The organism is Allobosea sp. FW305-C-101 (assembly GCF_058783685.1).
This window is the reverse complement of sequence record NZ_JBYSYT010000003.1, coordinates 37,476-54,832: the sequence shown is the minus strand read 5'-3', so window position 1 is coordinate 54,832 and position 17,357 is coordinate 37,476. Positions and strand designations below refer to the sequence as shown.

At 66.8% G+C, this 17,357-nt stretch carries 15 protein-coding genes; 10 read left to right on the top strand and 5 right to left on the bottom strand.

Features of this window, described 5'->3' with window-relative positions:
- The first annotated feature begins 36 nt into the window (after positions 1-36).
- Entirely contained in the window at positions 37-432 is a 396-nt protein-coding gene (locus AC3WMA_RS14905; RefSeq protein ID WP_492286160.1) for a hypothetical protein, read from the top strand.
- Between the two features lie 5 nt (positions 433-437).
- The gene (locus AC3WMA_RS14900) at positions 438-1,070 is read left to right on the top strand and encodes a hypothetical protein (RefSeq protein ID WP_492286159.1); all 633 of its coding nucleotides are present in this window, start codon (positions 438-440) and stop codon (positions 1,068-1,070) included.
- 218 nt (positions 1,071-1,288) lie between these two features.
- On the opposite strand, the gene AC3WMA_RS14895 is transcribed toward AC3WMA_RS14900, so the two are convergent.
- The gene (locus AC3WMA_RS14895) at positions 1,289-1,966 is read right to left on the bottom strand and encodes a TetR/AcrR family transcriptional regulator (RefSeq protein WP_492286158.1); all 678 of its coding nucleotides are present in this window, start codon (positions 1,964-1,966) and stop codon (positions 1,289-1,291) included.
- Between the two features lie 77 nt (positions 1,967-2,043).
- On the opposite strand from AC3WMA_RS14895, the gene AC3WMA_RS14890 reads away from it, so the two are divergent.
- From AC3WMA_RS14890 to AC3WMA_RS14875, 4 genes are read left to right on the top strand one after another with little or no spacing between them, the layout of a single operon-like run.
- Entirely contained in the window at positions 2,044-3,270 is a 1,227-nt protein-coding gene (locus tag AC3WMA_RS14890; protein ID WP_492286157.1) for an efflux RND transporter periplasmic adaptor subunit, read from the top strand.
- A gap of 4 nt (positions 3,271-3,274) precedes the next feature.
- Positions 3,275-6,406: an efflux RND transporter permease subunit gene (locus tag AC3WMA_RS14885; protein WP_492286156.1), complete on the top strand. Its 3,132-nt coding sequence runs from the start codon at positions 3,275-3,277 to the stop codon at positions 6,404-6,406.
- A 60-nt stretch (positions 6,407-6,466) separates the two neighbouring features.
- On the top strand, positions 6,467-6,733 hold the full coding sequence (locus tag AC3WMA_RS14880; RefSeq protein ID WP_492286155.1) for a hypothetical protein: 267 nt from the start codon (positions 6,467-6,469) through the stop codon (positions 6,731-6,733).
- Between the two features lie 17 nt (positions 6,734-6,750).
- A complete protein-coding gene (locus tag AC3WMA_RS14875) occupies positions 6,751-7,035 on the top strand; it encodes a hypothetical protein (RefSeq protein ID WP_492286154.1) in 285 nt (94 codons plus the stop codon).
- A gap of 163 nt (positions 7,036-7,198) precedes the next feature.
- Here the strand turns inward: AC3WMA_RS14875 and AC3WMA_RS14870 are convergent, their stop codons facing one another.
- The 4 genes from AC3WMA_RS14870 to AC3WMA_RS14855 all read right to left on the bottom strand — a co-directional run bounded on the left by AC3WMA_RS14870 (position 7,199) and on the right by AC3WMA_RS14855 (position 12,402).
- Positions 7,199-8,740 (bottom strand): sensor histidine kinase, encoded by a 1,542-nt coding sequence (locus AC3WMA_RS14870; RefSeq protein WP_492286611.1) that lies wholly within the window; start codon positions 8,738-8,740, stop codon positions 7,199-7,201.
- Between the two features lie 59 nt (positions 8,741-8,799).
- On the bottom strand, positions 8,800-9,504 hold the full coding sequence (locus AC3WMA_RS14865; protein ID WP_492286153.1) for a response regulator: 705 nt from the start codon (positions 9,502-9,504) through the stop codon (positions 8,800-8,802).
- 10 nt (positions 9,505-9,514) lie between these two features.
- Positions 9,515-10,996 carry a DUF4153 domain-containing protein gene (locus AC3WMA_RS14860; RefSeq protein WP_492286152.1) on the bottom strand — a complete coding sequence of 494 codons (1,482 nt, stop codon included), beginning with the start codon at positions 10,994-10,996 and terminating at the stop codon, positions 9,515-9,517.
- A gap of 350 nt (positions 10,997-11,346) precedes the next feature.
- Positions 11,347-12,402: a sugar phosphate isomerase/epimerase family protein gene (locus tag AC3WMA_RS14855; RefSeq protein ID WP_492286151.1), complete on the bottom strand. Its 1,056-nt coding sequence runs from the start codon at positions 12,400-12,402 to the stop codon at positions 11,347-11,349.
- 438 nt (positions 12,403-12,840) lie between these two features.
- Between AC3WMA_RS14855 and AC3WMA_RS14850 the strand changes: the two genes are divergently transcribed.
- Genes AC3WMA_RS14850 through AC3WMA_RS14835 form a run of 4 tightly spaced genes read left to right on the top strand, consistent with a single transcriptional unit; the run spans position 12,841 to position 17,303 of the window.
- Positions 12,841-13,809 (top strand): ROK family protein, encoded by a 969-nt coding sequence (locus AC3WMA_RS14850; protein WP_492286150.1) that lies wholly within the window; start codon positions 12,841-12,843, stop codon positions 13,807-13,809.
- Positions 13,806-15,314 (top strand): sugar ABC transporter ATP-binding protein, encoded by a 1,509-nt coding sequence (locus AC3WMA_RS14845; protein WP_492286149.1) that lies wholly within the window; start codon positions 13,806-13,808, stop codon positions 15,312-15,314. The genes AC3WMA_RS14850 and AC3WMA_RS14845 overlap by 4 nt, the downstream gene beginning before the upstream one ends.
- On the top strand, positions 15,301-16,314 hold the full coding sequence (locus tag AC3WMA_RS14840) for an ABC transporter permease (protein ID WP_492286148.1): 1,014 nt from the start codon (positions 15,301-15,303) through the stop codon (positions 16,312-16,314). Before AC3WMA_RS14845 ends, AC3WMA_RS14840 begins: the two co-directional genes overlap by 14 nt.
- Before the next feature lie 26 nt (positions 16,315-16,340).
- Positions 16,341-17,303, top strand: coding sequence for a substrate-binding domain-containing protein (locus tag AC3WMA_RS14835; RefSeq protein ID WP_492286147.1), 963 nt, complete (start codon positions 16,341-16,343; stop codon positions 17,301-17,303).
- The last annotated feature ends 54 nt before the right edge of the window (positions 17,304-17,357 follow it).

Here is a 17,357-nt window from a genome sequence, read left to right as displayed (position 1 = left end):
AACCCGCATCCCTTCGTCCAACCGCGAGGCTCGACTATGCGCCTGCCCCTCATCATCGCCGCCTGCCTTGCGGCTACCGCGGCCATCGACCAGGCGCCGCGCATCAAATGGAAGCCGCTGGACTTCCCGTCGACCACGAAGATGGAAGCCACCGTCCAGGGCGAGCAGGGTGACCTCGGCCCGTTCCGCATCTTTTACGAGTTCGCCAAGATGCAGAACTGGTCCTGCGCCTTCGACAATGCCGGCGGGCCGAGCTCCGGCCCTTCGACGCTGAGCTGCCGCGCGCCGAACAAGCCGGCCTGGGATTTCTACGTCGAACACTATCCCGACGAGAAGCGGCTGGTCTTCGTCGAGGGCAACTTCGCCGGCAAGCCGCGCACGGGTGAGCAGGTCGGCACCTTCCTCGCCTTCGCCTTCCAGAACATGAAGTGAGGCCCATGCGACCGTCTATCCCAACCGCCTTTGTTCGATCCGCCCTGATCGGCGTCGCCCTGGCTTGCCTCGGCAGCAGCCCGAGCACGGCCCAGGCACAGACCGCACCGCAACAAAGAGAGTTTTCGGCAACGGTCACCTCCTATTGGACGACGACCAGGACCGGCGCGCGGAAGGATCAGAAGATCTACGGCAGGTTCGCCTTGCACGCGGACGCCGGCAGGCTGCTCAACCAGATGAACTTCATCTGCCCGAAGAGCCGGCGCACCTACGCGCATCTCGCCATCTTTCTGGACGACATGATCGCGCTGGGCGCGCCTTACAAGCCGGCCCACGGCAAGATCGAGGGGCAGTTCGCTATCGACGGGCAGGCCGCGGTCACGCTTGCGGGCGAGTCGCTCGACACCGAGCTGTTCTTCGACAGGACGCCCGCGAACGTGAACGAGATCGATCAGGTTCTAAACGGCAAGCGCATTCAGTTCCGCATCGGGGAGACGAGGATCGTCTACGACACCAATGCGAAGTTCGAGGAGCTCATGCGCGAACTCCTCGCCGAGAGCGCAGGTGCTACCGGCTTCTTCGATACCGAGGCCATGCTCGCCGACTGCCGCAAATACCGGGGGGAGAGCGCTCGCTAGCCCCTGCCACGTTTGCTACAATCATTTGCTACAAAACCATCCTGTTTCGTTCACCCCGGCAGTCGTAACTGCTTGTTAAAATTGGTGCCGTGAAACTGGCTGAGGGTCCTAGTCCCCCAGCCACTTCTTGGTGGCCCGGCCAAATCAAATCCCGCTATTTACGAACAGATTTGGGCATGCGTTTCCGCGTGCTCCTGTCGGCTGCCGGTGCGCTCCGGTCACCCCGCCTTCATCGACGCACCTTGCAGGAACACCTCAAGGCAGAGTCGTGCGTGCCGGGCGCGGTCCTCGACCGTCAGCAGCCGGTCTCCCGGAAAGCGCTTGATCAAAACCGAGAAGATCATGTCCATCAGCATGCGGGCCAAGGCGTCTGCCGGAAAGCCGAGAAGCGCGCCTTTCATCTGCTGACTGGTGAGCCAGTCTTCGAGAAGGCGCCGCGCCGGCTCCGCTCCCTCCTGCTCGATCAGTTCGCCGATCTCGCTGAAGCGGTCGGAATCGGCCAAGACAAGCCTGATGAATGCCAGACGCTCGTGATTGTCGAGCTGGTCGATGTCGAGGCGGAAGATCGCGGCGAGCGCCTCCAATAGGGGCAGATCCTCGCCTTCGGGGCGCGGCAGGGCCAGCATCGAACGCCGGTGATCGGCCATCATTGCCCGGAACAGGTCCGTCTTCGCCGGGAACAGCTGATAGAGTGTGCGCTTGGAGACGCCGCAGCGCGCCGCCACCCCATCCATCGTCGTGCCGCCATAGCCGACATCGAGGAACAGCTCGCGGGCCGTGCGCACGATGCGCTGCCGTTCGGCCTCGTCCGAACGGGTCTTCGGCCGCCCGCGTGAACGGGCCTGCCTCCCTTCGATCTCGCTATTTTTATCGCTTGTCATCGTCGCGTCCGTCATCGCGCCGCATTCTTGGATTTGACAGGCAGAGAAATCAAGAGATAAGAAACTCATCAGTTTCCGAAAAGAGAGCCCGCATGCTGGCCGAGCGCGCCCCGTCGTCATCCCGTTACGCCTTGCCGGGCGCCCTCCTCCTCGCGATGGCTTTGGCGGCCTGCAATTCCGAGAAGGCGGCGGCGCCTCCGCCGCAGCCGCAACTCCAAGTGAGCGTCGTCTCGCTGCATCCGCAGCCGGTCGCGATCACGGCGGAGCTGCCTGGGCGCGTTTCGGCGAGCCTGATCGCCGAGATCAGGCCGCAGGTCAGCGGCATCATCAAGGCGCGGCTCTACCGCGAGGGCAGCGAGGTCAAGGCCGGCGACGTGCTCTACGAGATCGATCCGGCGCCCTATCAGGCAGCCCTCGACAGCGCGCTGGCCGCCCAGCACAAGGCGGAAGCCGCCGTCACCAACGCGCAGGTGCGGGCCGACCGCTACCGCGAGCTGCTCCAGCGCAATGCCGGCAGCAAGCAGGATGCCGACGACGCCGCTGCAACGCTCGGCCAGGCCCAGGCCGATGTCGCGGCCGCGAAGGCCAATGTCGAGGCGGCGCGCATCAACCTCGCCTATACGAAGGTCACGGCGCCGATCGACGGGCGCATCGACAAGTCGGCGCTGACGCAGGGCGCGCTCGTCACCGCCAACCAGGCGGCCATCCTGACGACGATTCGGAAGCTCGATCCGATCAATGTCGACGTCACCCAGTCGAGCACCAACCTGCTGAAATTCCGCAACGACATCGCCTCGGGCCGGCTGAAGTTCACCGGCCCCAATGTCGCGGTGAAGCTCAAGCTCGATACCGGCGACGCCTATGCGCAATCCGGCAAGCTCGAATTCGCCGAGGCCAATATCGACGAGACCACCGGCACCTTCACGGTCCGCGCCGAGTTCCCCAATCCGGAGCGGCTCCTGCTGCCCGGCATGTTCGTCCGCGCGGTGATCCAGGAAGGCATCGCCGAGAACAATTTCCTGCTGCCGCAGCGCGCGGTCGGCCGCAACACCAAGGGCGAGGCGACCGCGAAGTTCGTCTCGGCCGACGGCAAGGTCGAGGAGCGCGTGCTCGTAACCCGCCGCAATATCGGCAACAACTGGCTGGTCGATAGCGGCGTCAAGGATGGCGAGCGCATCATCGTCGAGGGCGGCCAGCTCGTGCGCCCCGGCCAGACCGTGACCGCGAACGAGGTCAGCGTCGATGAGGCCACCGGCGAGCTGAAATCAGCCAACCGCCGGGCTGAGCTCCCGGCGTCCGGCAACACGGCGGAGAACTGACGCCATGTCGCGCTTCTTCATCGAACGCCCGATCTTCGCCTGGGTCGTTGCCATCGTCATCATGCTGGCAGGGCTTCTGGCGCTGCGCACCTTGCCGATCTCGCAATATCCGCAGATCGCGCCGACGACCGTGCAGATCAGCGCCAATTATCCCGGCGCCGACGCGCAAACCGTCGAGAACTCGGTGACCAAGGTCATCGAGCAGGGCATGACTGGCCTCGACAACCTGCAATACATGACGGCGACCTCGACCTCGACCGGCAACGCCCAGATCACGCTGACCTTCAACAGCCAGGCCGATCCCGACGTCGCGCAGATGCAGGTGCAGAACAAGCTGCAGCTCGTGACGCGCCAGCTCCCGGCCGTGGTGCAGAGCACCGGCATCTCGGTCGCCAAGGCGTCCACCGGCTTCCTGATGGTCGTCGCCTTCGTCTCCAAGGACGGGCGGATGTCGACCACCGACCTCGCCGACTATGTCGACTCGACGCTGAACGACACGTTGAAGCGCGTCGAAGGCGTCGGCACGACCCAGCTCTTCGGCGCCGGCTACGCCATGCGCATCTGGCTCGACCCCGACAAGCTGCGGAAATACGCGCTGATGCCCGCCGACATCGCCGCGGCGATCGAGGCCCAGAACACTCAAGTGTCGGCCGGCCAGCTCGGCGGCCTGCCGCAGGTCAGAGGCCAGCAGCTCAACGCCACCGTGACGGCGCTCTCGCGGCTCCAGACGGTGCAGCAGTTCGAGAACATCATCCTCAAGAGCGGCTCGTCGGGCTCGATCGTGCGCCTGAACGACGTCGCCCGCGTCGAACTCGGCGCCAAGAGCTACGACACCGTCTCATTCTACAACGGCAAGCCGACGACCGGCCTCGCCGTCAGCCTCGCGACCGGCGCCAATGCGATCGACACCGCCAAGGCGGTGACCGCCACGATCGAGCGCCTGAAGCAGACGCTGCCGGAAGGCGTCGAGGTGACCTATCCCTACGACACCACGCCCTTCGTGACGCTCTCGATCGAGAAGGTCGTGCACACGCTGTTCGAGGCGATCATCCTCGTCTTCATCGTGATGTACGTCTTCCTGCAGAACCTGCGCGCGACCTTCATTCCGATGCTCGCCGTGCCGGTCGTGCTGCTCGGCACCTTCGGCGTGCTGGCGCTCGCCGGCTATTCGATCAACACGCTGACCATGTTCGCGATGGTGCTCGCCATCGGCCTGCTCGTCGACGACGCCATCGTCGTGGTCGAGAATGTCGAGCGCGTGATGCAGGAAGAGAAGCTCTCGCCAAAGGAAGCGACGATCAAGTCGATGGGCGAGATCACCGGCGCATTGGTCGGCATCGCCACCGTGCTCTCGGCTGTGTTCGTGCCGATGGCCTTCTTCGGCGGCTCGGTCGGCGTGATCTACCGCCAGTTCTCGGTGACGATCGTGACCGCGATGGCGCTCTCCGTCGTCGTCGCGCTGGTGCTGACGCCGGCGCTGTGCGCGACGCTGCTGAAGCCCGTCGGCGACCACGGCCCGCGCAAGGGCTTCTTCGGCTGGTTCAACCGCAATTTCGAGCGCACGACCAACGGGTATCGCTCCGGCGTCGCGGCGATGATCGCGCGGCCGATGCGCTTCCTGATGGTGTTCCTGCTGATCGGCGGCGGCATGGCCTGGCTCTTCGCCCGCATGCCCTCCTCCTTCCTGCCCGACGAGGACCAGGGCATCCTGCTGACCAGCGTGCAATTGCCCGTCGGCGCGACGCAGGACCGGACGCTGCGCGTGCTCGACCAGGTGCAGAAGCACTATCTCGATAACGAGAAGGATCTCGTCGAGGGCGTGCTGACCGTCGCGGGCTTCGGTTTCGGCGGCCAGGGCCAGACTGTCGGCCTCGCCTTCGTACGCCTGAAGCCCTTCGCCGAGCGCGTCGGCAAGCAGGCGACGGCGCAGGCCATCGCCGGCCGCGCCATGGGCGCCTTCCGCAGCATCAAGGACGGCACGGTCTACGCGCTGGCCCCGCCCGCGATCCAGGGCTTCGGCAACACGGCGGGATTCGACTTCTACCTGCAGGACATTGCCGGCGCCGGCCATACGCGCCTGATGGAGGTCCGCAACCAATTGCTGGGCCTCGCGGCGCAGAGCAAGCAGCTCACCGGCACGCGGCCGAATGGCCAGGAGGATACGCCTCAGTACGCCGTGGAGATCGACCAGGAGAAGGCGAGCGCGCTGACCCTGCCGCTGGCCGCGATCAACAACACGCTGTCGACCGCCTGGGGCTCGGCCTATGTCAACGACTTCATCGACCGCGGCCGGGTGAAATCGGTCTATGTCCAGGCCGATGCGCCCTTCCGCATGCAGCCCGGCGATATCGGGCGCTGGTATGTCCGCAACCAGGGCGGCGAGATGGTGCCGTTCACGGCCTTCTCCTCAGGGCGCTGGACCTACGGCTCACCACGGCTGGAGCGCTATAACGGCGCGTCGGCCGTCCAGATGCAGGGCGCGGCCGCGGCCGGCGTCAGCTCCGGCGCGGCGATGGAGGAAATCGACCGGCTGATGACGCAGTTGCCGACCGGGTTCGGCCATGAATGGACGGGCCTGTCCTTCCAGGAACGGCTCTCCGGCAGCCAGGCGGTGGCGCTCTACGCCATCTCGATGCTGGTCGTCTTCCTCTGCCTCGCGGCGCTCTACGAGAGCTGGGCGATCCCCTTCGCGGTCATGCTCTCGGTGCCGATCGGCATCTTCGGTGCCCTGCTCGCGGCGACGCTGTTCGGCCAGACCAACGACGTCTATTTCAAGGTCGGCCTGCTGACGACGATCGGCCTAGCCGCCAAGAACGCGATCCTGATCGTCGAGTTCGCGATCGAGCAGGAGGCCAAGGGCAAGGGTCTCGTCGAGGCAACGCTGGAAGCGGCGCGCCAGCGCCTGCGGCCGATCCTGATGACCTCGCTCGCCTTCGTGCTGGGCGTGACGCCGCTGGCGGTCGCGACCGGCGCGGGTTCGGGCAGCCAGAACTCGATCGGTATCGGCGTGATGGGCGGCATGATCGCCGCGACCGTGATCGGCGTGTTCTTCGTGCCGCTGCTCTATGTCGTGGTCGTGCGCCTCGTACGGCGCTGGCGCCGCTCGGAGCCAGCCGCCGCGACCGCCGCCGAGTGAATGACGGGGGCGCGGCCGGCGACGGCTGCGCCCTTCCGGCGAAGCTGTTAGACTGGGGTCATGACCGACTTCCCCGACATCATCCGCTCCCCCCTGTCGCAGACCTTCACCCATGACGGCGTCACCGTGCGGGTGGAGATCTACAAGATCGGCGGCACCGACGGCTGGACCCTCGAGCTGATCGACGAGGACGGCGGCTCGACCGTCTGGCAGGATTCCTTCGCCACCGATGCCGACGCCTTCGCCGAGTTCACCGATGGCGTCGAGCAGCTCGGCCTCGACCGGCTGATCGACCCGGACGACGACGACCTCGCCACCGTGCATTGAGCGGTCAGCGGCTTTCCATGCGCTATACCGACGAACTCGACGCGCTCCGTACCGCCCGTGATGCGCTCCGCCAACGGATTGCCGAGCGGCTGGCGCTGGAAGCGGGCGCACCGTGCGATGGCGCATCCATGGAAGCCTGGCTGACGGCCGCCGACGAAGCAATCGAGGCTTGGGAGAACGAAGGCGAAGAAGCGCAGGATTCCCGCGCCTTCCGCCCGATCGGGCCGCTTCAGGACCTGCTGACGGACCATGCCGCGCTCGTCGAGCGGATCGCCGAGACGCTCGACCGGCGCCTGTCCTAGAACCCACGGTTTTCTAGAGAACCACGCCGTCATCCCGGACGGAGCGAAGCGAAGATCCGGGATCCATCGTAGAGTGCGACGCCTTTCTATGGATCCCGGGGCAAGCCCGGGATGACGGCGCAGTTCCGAAGGAAAGCGGCAGACGTTACAGCACCCTCACGCCCTACACCGCAACCGGCAGCGTCACCGCGAAATGCGCGCCTCGCTCGCTCTCGACCAGCCTGATCGAGCCACCATGCGCCGTCAGCATCGCCTGCACGATGGCGAGCCCCATGCCGGTGCCGCCGCTGTCGCGCCGCGTCGTGAAGAAGCTGTCGAAGACTTGCGCCCGGTTGTTCGGCGATATCCCTGGCCCGTCATCGCGGATGTCGAAGCGGAGCGATCCGCTGTCCCGTGACACGTCGATCGCCAAGCGGGCAGCTCCGTGCTGAAGTGCATTATCCGCCAGATGCGTCAGCACGATCCGCAGGTTCTCCAGCGAGATCGCGACCGGGACTGCCAGATCGCCGGCGGCATCGATCGCAAGCCCTGAGGTAACGGACCGCAGCGCCTCGATCGCCTGCTCCACACTCGTTCGTCCGCCGGTCGGCGGCTCCTCGGCGCGGGCCAGCTCGCGCAGGCGATTAGTGATCACCGTCAGTCTCTTGGCATCGGCGGCAATGTTGTCGAGAAAACGTCGGCGCTCGGCATCGGTCATTGCTCGGCTATCGACATCGTCGCGCAGCAGTTCGGCTGCCCCTTCGATCGAGGTCAGCGGCGATTTCAGCTCATGCGAGACATGGGCCGCGAAGGTCGCGACGAAATCGGAGCGGTTGGCGAGAGCAGCGGCCATGTCGAGGAAGCTCTGCGAGAGCATCGCGAATTCGGCGGTGCCGTGATGCTCGAGCGGCCGCAGAGCGTTGCGGTCGCCCGTCCCGATCGCATCCGTCCGCGCGATCAGCTCCTTGACCGGCCGCGTGATCGTGCGGTGGAAGGCGAGCCCGATCAGCAGTGTCAGCACCGCGACGGAGAGGCCTGCCGCCGCAACCTTGCCCTTCTCCTCGTAGAGATGGCGAAAGACGTTGCTCGGCGTGCGCGAGGCGTAGAGCACGGCAGCGACGCGCCCGTCGCGCACGACAGGCATGGCCGTGAAGACCCGCACGCCGGTGCCGCGGCTCAGCGAGTAGATCGGCGGCGGCTCGTTCTTGGAGACCCGCAGGCGCAGCATCGCGGCGAAGCGCCCGTTCAGCGCCTGTGCCACCTCCTCGACATGGGCGAGCGACTGGCCGAGCTCGCCACGCCCGGCGATGACGACGCCCTGCGGATCGAGCAGGCGGAAACCGGCGAGCGTGACCTTCTGCGTCGCGACGAGAAGCGGTTCGAGCCGCGTGCCGGCAGCGCGATAGGCCTCGCTTGCCGGCGCTGCAGCGACCTGCGCATCGGGTCGGCGCGGCAGCAGCCGGTCCCGGGCCAGATCCAGCGACGGCAGCAGCGGCGCAAGCTCTTCGTTGCCATACCGCCCAGTCTCAGGGGGAACCTGCGCTCCCAGCATCGTCCCGGCCGGCAAATGGGCCTGCAGATCCTGCTGGATCGTCGCGGCCAGGGCCGCACTCTGGGCGATCAGCTCCGATTCCGCCTGATGCACGAGCTGGTTCTCGTAGATGCGGAAGAAGAACAGGCCGACGAAGGGCAGCGCCAGCACTGCCGTCAGCATCATGAACACCATCAGACTCAGGCTCGGCCGCCACTTGGCCTTGACCCGGACAGGCGCCGCGCCCTGCCCGCTCACGCCGCAGCCTCGCAGCGCCCCAGCCTGAAGCCAACGCCATGCACCGTCTCGATCGCGCTGTCGCAGCCGGCCTTGGCGAGCTTCGCACGGATGTTGCGGATATGGCTGTCGATCGTCCGGTCGGCGACATGGATCGCACCGCCATAGGCGTGGTCTAGGATCTGTTCGCGGCTGAAGACCTGGCGCGGCCTCGCGATCAGCGCCCGCAGGATCGCAAACTCGATCGCGGTCAGCGTCAGCTCCTGCGCGGCGAAGCGGACGGCATGGGCGCCCGTGTCGAGGTTGAGCGCTCCCCAGGACAGGACCGCCTCGGCCTCGCTCTCCCTCCGCTGCCCCTGCCGGACACGCTTGAGGATGACGTTGACGCGGGCGACCAGCTCGCGCGGACTGAACGGCTTTGTGACGTAGTCGTCGCCGCCCATTTCGAGCCCGAGCACCCGGTCGATCTCGTCGTCGCGTGCCGACAGGAACAGGATCGGCACCTCGGAGGAACGCCGGATCTGCCGGCAGACCTCCAACCCGTCCATTTCCGGCATGCCGATATCGAGGATGACCAGTTCCGCCGGCTGGCGCCGGAAGGCATCGAGCGCCTGCACGCCGTCGCGCGCCGTGGTCGTGGCCATCCCCGCCTTTTCGAGCGCGAAGCAGATCACGTCCCGGATATGGCTGTCGTCATCGACCACGAGAATGCGGGGCGCCATGCCGTCTGCCTCAGGAATTACCCGCCGACGCGGCCGGCTTCGCCGGGAACGGCGCCTCGGGAGTGTTAGCCAAATATCGCGACAACCGCCATCCGCGAAAGCTCCAGCCGCGCCAGTCGGCTTGCGACTGATGATGATAGGCAGCCAAGCGATCGCGCCGGGCGGCGATCCCATACGGAGATGCCCAGGACGAGTGCGCGGCGGCACTTCCCCTTGCGGCCACGATCCGCGGCGCATAGCGATCGATCGCCTGGATGGCGCTGGGGCCAAGGTCGAAGAGGTAGCCGATATCGAGCGACTTGCCCTCGCCGCGCATCTCGAAGGAGTGCCGGATATTGTAGTTGGCGATCACGACGGCGGTGTCGACGAAGCTGTAGCCATAGAGCGTCAGCGCCAGCGCCAGAGCATTCGCCGAGACGAGCCAGCCGACGCTCCGGCGCCTCACGATCTGCACGAGGATCAGCACGAGGCCGATCGCGACCAGCAGCATCCAGACGAAGGCGGCGAGCCTGAGCGAGGTCAGCGAATAGGCCGCGACATAGAGATCGAGCCGCAGCAGGGCCGACAGCACCAGCATGACGTTCTGCCCGACCCAGGCGAGAACCAGCGGCCTGACCAGCCTGTCGCGCGCCGCCGCCCCGTCTGGACGCACAGCGATCACCACGAAGGCTGCGGCAAGCAGCGCCGTCACGATCAGCGGATAGGCGCCGCGATGGGCGTAGGCCGCATGGCTCATGCCGGCTGGCAGGGCCGCACCACCCCACAGATAGACGATGTCCATCGCCGTCTGGATGGCGAAGAGCCCGTTGAACAGGATCAGCGAGCGGCGCACCGTGCGATCGCCGAGCAGCTCCTGCGGGCGGATCGGCGCCACGCTCGCGGCAGCCGCGCGGCGCTTGCGGCGCAATGAGCGCATGCGGACGAGCGGCCAGATCAGGCACAGGATCGCGGCCCAGAACATGGCGCGCCAGGAGAGGAGCTGCTCCAGCATCGCGATGGGATCGAGGCGGTTCAGCCAGCGTTCCAGCAGCGGATTGGCCGAGACGAACAGGGCGGCGAAGACGCCACAGAGGCCGAGCGGGATGACCCAACCCAGCGCGAGCGCGATGACGCCGTCCCCCTTCTTGCCGCGCAGCGAGGCGCGGCGTGCACGGACGAGATCGCCGAGCAGCTTGAAAGGGCCGGACAAGGGAAGACGCAGCGCGGCTCGCAGATGCTCCTGCCATGAGAGCGCCCTCGCCTCGCTCAGCATTCTCGCGAAGACGGCCGTCGCCGTCAGCGCGATCAGGATCGAGAGCGGGCCGACATCTTCGATGATCGGCAGCAGCCCGGCCCCGAGCAGCAGGAAGGCGCTCATGCGTCGTGTCGAACCGGCGCGCACCCGGTTGAGGCAAGCGGAAGCCGCGGCGAGCGCTAGCAGGAACAGCGCCAGCGAGAGCCCGATCGCGCGGTCGTAGAACAGAATCGGCGAGAGCGACGAGCGCGGCGGCACCCGTCAGCTGGAGGGCAAGCGATCCTGGCGGCCGCTTTCCGGGATGGAGGGCGGCGGGGCTTTCCGATGCATAGGCTGACATGGGCGCTCGTCTCGGCTGGCGACGCCTTCGCCTGCGGCCCGGGGCCGTATCGGGAAGGCGAGGATTTCGGCACAGGCGGGCTGCATCGCCGCTTCCAGCCACCAGCCGTCACGGATGAGCCGGCGCGGCAGTCTCGACGAGAAGGATGCTGGAGCGATGATGTCCGCCATGCGCCATCGATGCGCCGGCCGTTTGCAGCGGAGATCGCCGAGATCGGCAGAAACTCAGGATTTTCGTGCAGGTTCTGTGCAGGCCGCAGCAGCGGCCGCTAGTCCAGCCCCAGCATCCGCCGCGCCAGTCCAGGATCGCCCCCACCCGCGAAATCGTCGAAGGCGGTCTCCGTCACCCGGATGATATGGTCGGCGATGAAGCGGGCGCCCTCGCGCGCGCCGTCCTCCGGATGCTTCAGCGCGCATTCCCATTCGAGCACGGCCCAGCCGTCATAGTCGTACTGTGCGAGCTTCGAGAAGATCGCCTTGAAATCGACCTGCCCGTCACCGAGCGAGCGGAAGCGCCCGGCCCTCCCGATCCAGGGCGAGAAGCCGGAATAGACGCCCTGCCGGCCGTCAGGCCGGAACTCGGCATCCTTCACATGGAAGGCGCTGATGCGCTCGTGATAGATGTCGATGAAGGCGAGATAGTCGAGCTGCTGCAGCAGGAAATGCGAGGGATCGTAGTTGATCCGGCAGCGCCTGTGTCCGCCGAGCCGGTCGAGGAACAACTCGAAGGTCGCGCCGTCGAAGACATCCTCGCCGGGATGAATCTCGAAACCAACGTCGACGCCCTCCTCCTCATAGGCATCAAGGATCGGCCGCCAGCGTCGCGCCAGCTCTCCGAAAGCCTCCTCGACAAGGCCGGCCGGCCGCTGCGGCCAGGGATAGAGGAAGGGCCAGGCCAGCGCGCCGGTGAAGCTGACCGAGCCCGACAGCCCGAGCCGGCGCGATGCCTTGGCCGCCAGCTTCATCTGCTCGACAGCCCAGGCCTGTCGCTCCTTCGGCTTACCGCGAACCTCCACCGGCGCGAAGACGTCGAAAGCCGCGTCGTAAGCAGGATGAACAGCGACGAGCTGCCCTTGCAGATGGGTCGAAAGCTCGGTGATCGCGATGCCGGCCTCGCGCGCCACGCCGGTGATCTCGTCGCAATAGTCCTGCGAGGCTGCGGCCTTCTCCAGATCGAAGAAGCGCTGATCGCCACTGGGCAGCTGTACGCCGCGATAGCCGAGACCTGCAGCCCAGGCCGTGATGCCGGCCCAGCTGTCGAACGGCGCCTTGTCGCCGGCGAACTGGGCAAGAAAGATCGCGGGGCCCTGCATCGTTGCCGGCATCGGCTGTTCCTCCATCGTTGCGCGCAGCTTCACCCAGGGATCGGCCGGGCGTCCAGCTCGCGGCGCGACGATCTCCGCCTCGCCTTCAATTTAACTTCCGCCTGAATCAGGCTTAAGTTCGGTCTTGAACCGTTTCGAGGCCGTCCCCTAGCCTGCATCGCAACGGCCGCCACAAGGCCGAGCGGGAAACGACAGGAGGCTGCGATCGCCCTGCCCTGGCACAGGCTGAGCCCGGATGAGCTCGCGCTGCTCGAGGCCACCTTCTGGTCCGGCGGCGCCGCCCGCCATGCGCTCGCCGATAGCCTGCAGTTCTCGCGCAGCAAGACCAATGCGATCGCCGCAGGGCTGATCGAGGAAGGCCTGCTCGACGAGGCCGGCGTCCAGCATTCCACCGGCGGGCGCCGCCCCGAGACCCTCTGCGTCCATCGCCGCATCGGCGTGCTCGTCGGCATCGATATCGGCGCGACCAGCCTTGATATCGCGCTGCTCCGCCCGGATCTCGGCATCATCGCACGCCATGCACAGGAGGCAGATGTCCAGGCCGGCCCGGGCGCGATCATGGCCCGTCTTCGCGCCTTGCTGCCGGCGATGCTCGCCCAGAACGGCATCGCCCCCGACCGCGTGCTCGCCGTCGGCATCGGCGTGCCCGGCCCGGTCAATTTCGCCGCCGGCCAGCTCGTCAATCCGCCGCTGATGCCGGGCTGGGACAGCTATGCGATCCGCGAAGACCTGCGCGAGATCACCGATGCGCCGATCTTCGTCGATAACGACGTGAACCTGATGGCGCTCGGCGTGCTCTGGCGCCAGCGCAAGCAGATCGAGAATTTCCTCGTCATCAAGGTCGGCACCGGCATCGGCTGCGGCATCGTCTGTCATGGGGAGCTCTATCGCGGCTCCACCGGCTCGGCCGGCGATATCGGCCATATCTGCGCCGACCCCGAGGGCCCGCTCTGTCGCTGCGGCAATCGCGGCTGCGTCGAGGCGATGGCCGCCGCCCCCGCTATCGTCGCCATGGGACTGGAAGCCGCCCAATCCGGACGCAGCCCTGCCCTGGCCGGGCGCCTCGCCACCAAGGGACTGCTGGAGGCTGCCGATATCGGCGCCGCCAGCCGGGCCGGCGATGCCGAGGCCGACGCGATCGTGCGCCGCTCCGGCCGGCTGATCGGCCAGGTGCTGGCCGCGCTCGTCAATTTCTACAACCCGTCGCATATCTTCATCGGCGGCGGCGTCTCGGCGATCGGCCCGATGTTCCTCGCGGCGATCCGCCAGAGCGTGAATCAGCGCTCGCTCGCCCTCTCGACCCGCCATCTCGAGATCACCTCCGCCCCGCTCGGCCCCGAGACCGGGCTGATCGGCGCTGGCGTGCTCGCCATGCGCGAGGCGCTGCGCAGCGGAGGCCCGGCATGAGCGCGACCGTAGGCCTCGCCGTCGCCTTCGACGGCATCGTCAAGCGCTTCGGCCCGGTCGAGGTGCTGCATGGCGTCTCCTTCGACCTCGAACCCGGCAAGGTCTACGGGCTGCTCGGCGAGAACGGCGCCGGCAAGTCGACCCTGATTAAGATTCTCTCCGGCTACGAGCAGCCGAGCGAGGGCCGTGTCCTGATCGACGGCGAGCCGGCTGCCTTCGCCGGCTCACGCGCTGCCGAGGCCAAGGGCATCGTCCTGATCCACCAGGAATTCAATCTGGCCGAGGACCTGACTATCGCCGGCAACATCTTCCTTGGCCATGAGCGCCGCAAGGGCTGGCTGCTCGACGAGGACGCCATGCGCCGCGAAGCCGAGGCTGCGCTCGCCCAGGTCGGGCTGGCACGGGCGCCGGATACGCCGGTGCGGCGCCTGATCGTCGCCGAGAAGCAGCTCGTCGAGATCGCCAAGGCGCTTTCGCGAAAAGCCCGGCTGCTGATCATGGACGAGCCGACCGCGACGCTGACGCCCTCCGAGGCCGGCCGGCTCTTCGCCCTGATCGAGCGGATGCGGGCCGAGGGCATCACCGTCGTCTACATCTCGCACAAGCTCGACGAGGTCGAGCGCATCACCGACGAGGTCATCGTCATGCGCGACGGCCGTTTCGTCGGCCGCGCGCCGACCGCTTCGCTCACCCGCCACGCCATGGCGACGATGATGGTCGGACGCGAGATCGCTGACCTGTTCCCCGAGAAGATTGTCGCTGACCCCGCGTTGCCTCCGGCGCTCGCGGTCGAGGACTTCTCCGTGCCGGGCTGGGCCAGCGACATCTCGTTTGCGGTGCGGCCGGGTGAAATTATGGGCTTCGCCGGGCTGGTCGGCGCCGGACGCACCGAGCTTTTCGAGGGGATTCTGGGTCTAAGGCCGGCCAGTGGCACGATCCGGCGCGACGGCAAGCCAATTCAGCTCAACTCGCCGCGCGATGCCACCCGCCACGGGCTCGCCTATCTGAGCGAGGACCGCAAGGGCAAGGGCCTCCATATCGACTTCCCGCTGCGGCCGAACCTCACGCTGATGGCGCTCGAACGCTACGCCAAACCGCTGCTCGACCATGAGGCGGAGCAGCGCGCGCTCGAAACCGCCGTCGGCGAGTTCGGCATCCGGGCCGGCTCGCTGGGCATGAAGGCCGCCTCGCTCTCTGGCGGCAACCAGCAGAAGCTCGCGCTCGCCAGGGTGTTGCACCCGGCGCCGCGCGTGCTGGTGCTCGACGAGCCGACGCGCGGCGTCGATGTCGGCGCCAAGCGCGAGATCTATTTCCTGATCCAGAAGCTCGCGGCCCAAGGCCTCGCCCTGATCGTCATCTCCTCGGAGCTGATCGAACTGATCGGCCTCGCCCATCGCGTCGCGGTGATGCGCGGGGGCCGGATCGTCGCGACGGTCGACGGCGACGAGATGACCGAAGCGACGATGATCGCCCATGCCACAGGGACCCGCCATGTCGCAGCCTGAAGCCGTCCAGCGTGCCGAGGGCCGCGCCCGCGAGGCCACCGTCCCGCTCGGCGACCGCATCGCCGTCTTCGGACCCATCATCGGCCTCGTGCTGCTCTGCGCGGCCGGTGCTGCGCTCAACAGCGATTTCGCCACGCTCGACAATGCGCTGAACGTGCTCACCCGCACCGCCTTCATCGGCATCATCGCCGTCGGCATGTGCTTCGTCATCATCCTCGGCGGGATCGACCTCTCGGTCGGCTCGATGGCGGCGCTGATCGCCGGCTGCGTCATCCTCTTCATCAACTGGGCGGCCGGTGCCTTCGGCTCGCCGCTGCTGGCGGTGATCGGCGGGGCCGCGCTCGCGGTCGTGCTCGGCGGCGTCTTCGGCCTGCTGCACGGCATCCTGATCGCGAAGGGGCGGATCGAACCCTTCATCGTCACCTTAGGAACGCTCGGCATCTACCGGGCATACCTCACCTATTTCGCCGATGGCGGCGCGCTCACCCTCGACAACGCCTTGGCCGATTTCTACGCGCCGGTCTATTACGGCAGCGTCCTCAGTGTGCCGATCCCGGTCTGGGTCTTCCTGCTCGTCGCGCTTCTGGGCGCGCTCATCCTGAACCGCACGATCTTCGGCCGGCATGTCCAGGCGATCGGCTCCAACGAGACCGTGGCACGCTACGCCGCCGTCGATGTCGAGCGCGTCAAGATCCTCACCTATATGCTGCTCGGCCTCTGCGTCGGCGTCGCCACGCTACTCTATGTGCCGCGCTTGGCCTCGGCCTCGCCGACCACCGGCCTGCTCTGGGAGCTCGAAGCCATCGCCGCGGTCATCGTCGGCGGCGCGGCGCTGAAAGGTGGCCATGGCAGCATCACCGGCACGGTCATCGGCGCGATCCTGCTCTCGGTGATCAGCAACATCCTCAACCTGACGAGCCTGATCAGCGTCTATCTGAACGCCGCCGTGCAGGGCTTCGTCATCATCACCGTCGCGTTTTTGCAGAAAGGCCGCCGCTGAAGGTTGGCCATACAGGGAGAGAAGCGATGTCCATGCAGACCAGACGCAGCCTCATGCTTGCCACCGCCGCGGGCCTCGCCTTCGCGGCGACAAGTGCCGCCGCCGAGCCCGTCCATCTCGGCGTGTCCATCCCCGCCGCGACGCACAGCTTCATGGGCGGCATCAACTACTGGGCGAACCAGGCGAAGAAGGATCTCGAGGCCAAGCACAAGGACCTCAAGATCACCATCCGCACCGCCGCCAACGCGACCGAACAGGCCAACCAGCTCCAGGATCTGAGCACGGTCAGCAAGATCAACGCGCTCGTCGTCTTCCCCTTCGAATCGGCGGCGCTGACCCGGCCGGTCGCGAATGTGAAGGCCAAGGGCGCCTATGTGACGGTGGTCGATCGCGGCCTGACCGATACCTCGGCGCAGGATGCCTATGTCGCCGGCGACAACACCGCCTTCGGCAAGATTCCGGCCGAGTACATCGCCAAGACGCTCGGCGGCAAAGGCAATGTCGTGGCGCTCCGCGGCATCCCGACCACGCTCGACAACGAGCGCATGGATGCCTTCAACGGCGTGCTGAAGGGCCATCCGGACATCAAGCTGCTCGACGCCAAATACGCCAACTGGAACCGCGACGACGCCTACAAGGTCACGCAGGATTTCCTGACCCGCTTCAAGGAGATCGACGCCTTCTGGGCGGCCGATGACGACATGGCCTTCGGCGCCATCCGCGCCATCGACCAGGCCGGGCGCAAGGACATCAAGGTGATCTTCGGCGGCGCCGGCGCCAAGGACGTGGTCAAGGTCATCCTCGACAACAAGGACCCGCGCATTCAGGCCAATGTCAGCTACTCACCGAAATTCATCTATGAATCGATCAAGTTGACGGCGGAAGCTCGCCTGAAGGGCGAGAAGCTGCCGGCGACCACGATCATTCCCTCGGTGCTGATCGACAAGAGCAACGCCAAGGACTTCTACTACCCCGACTCGCCGTTCTAAGCGGACAGCACCCATCGGCCGCCGCTCCGGCGGCGGCCGCATCTCCGAGAGCAT

Coding starts and splice junctions, on each gene's coding strand:
- AC3WMA_RS14905 (WP_492286160.1), top strand. CDS start 37: ATGCGCCTGCCCCTCATCATCGCCGCCTGCCTTGCGGCTACCGCGGCC.
- AC3WMA_RS14900 (WP_492286159.1), top strand. CDS start 438: ATGCGACCGTCTATCCCAACCGCCTTTGTTCGATCCGCCCTGATCGGC.
- AC3WMA_RS14895 (WP_492286158.1), bottom strand. CDS start 1,966: ATGACGGACGCGACGATGACAAGCGATAAAAATAGCGAGATCGAAGGG.
- AC3WMA_RS14890 (WP_492286157.1), top strand. CDS start 2,044: ATGCTGGCCGAGCGCGCCCCGTCGTCATCCCGTTACGCCTTGCCGGGC.
- AC3WMA_RS14885 (WP_492286156.1), top strand. CDS start 3,275: ATGTCGCGCTTCTTCATCGAACGCCCGATCTTCGCCTGGGTCGTTGCC.
- AC3WMA_RS14880 (WP_492286155.1), top strand. CDS start 6,467: ATGACCGACTTCCCCGACATCATCCGCTCCCCCCTGTCGCAGACCTTC.
- AC3WMA_RS14875 (WP_492286154.1), top strand. CDS start 6,751: ATGCGCTATACCGACGAACTCGACGCGCTCCGTACCGCCCGTGATGCG.
- AC3WMA_RS14870 (WP_492286611.1), bottom strand. CDS start 8,740: ATGGTGTTCATGATGCTGACGGCAGTGCTGGCGCTGCCCTTCGTCGGC.
- AC3WMA_RS14865 (WP_492286153.1), bottom strand. CDS start 9,504: ATGGCGCCCCGCATTCTCGTGGTCGATGACGACAGCCATATCCGGGAC.
- AC3WMA_RS14855 (WP_492286151.1), bottom strand. CDS start 12,402: ATGCCGGCAACGATGCAGGGCCCCGCGATCTTTCTTGCCCAGTTCGCC.
- AC3WMA_RS14845 (WP_492286149.1), top strand. CDS start 13,806: ATGAGCGCGACCGTAGGCCTCGCCGTCGCCTTCGACGGCATCGTCAAG.
- AC3WMA_RS14840 (WP_492286148.1), top strand. CDS start 15,301: ATGTCGCAGCCTGAAGCCGTCCAGCGTGCCGAGGGCCGCGCCCGCGAG.
- AC3WMA_RS14835 (WP_492286147.1), top strand. CDS start 16,341: ATGTCCATGCAGACCAGACGCAGCCTCATGCTTGCCACCGCCGCGGGC.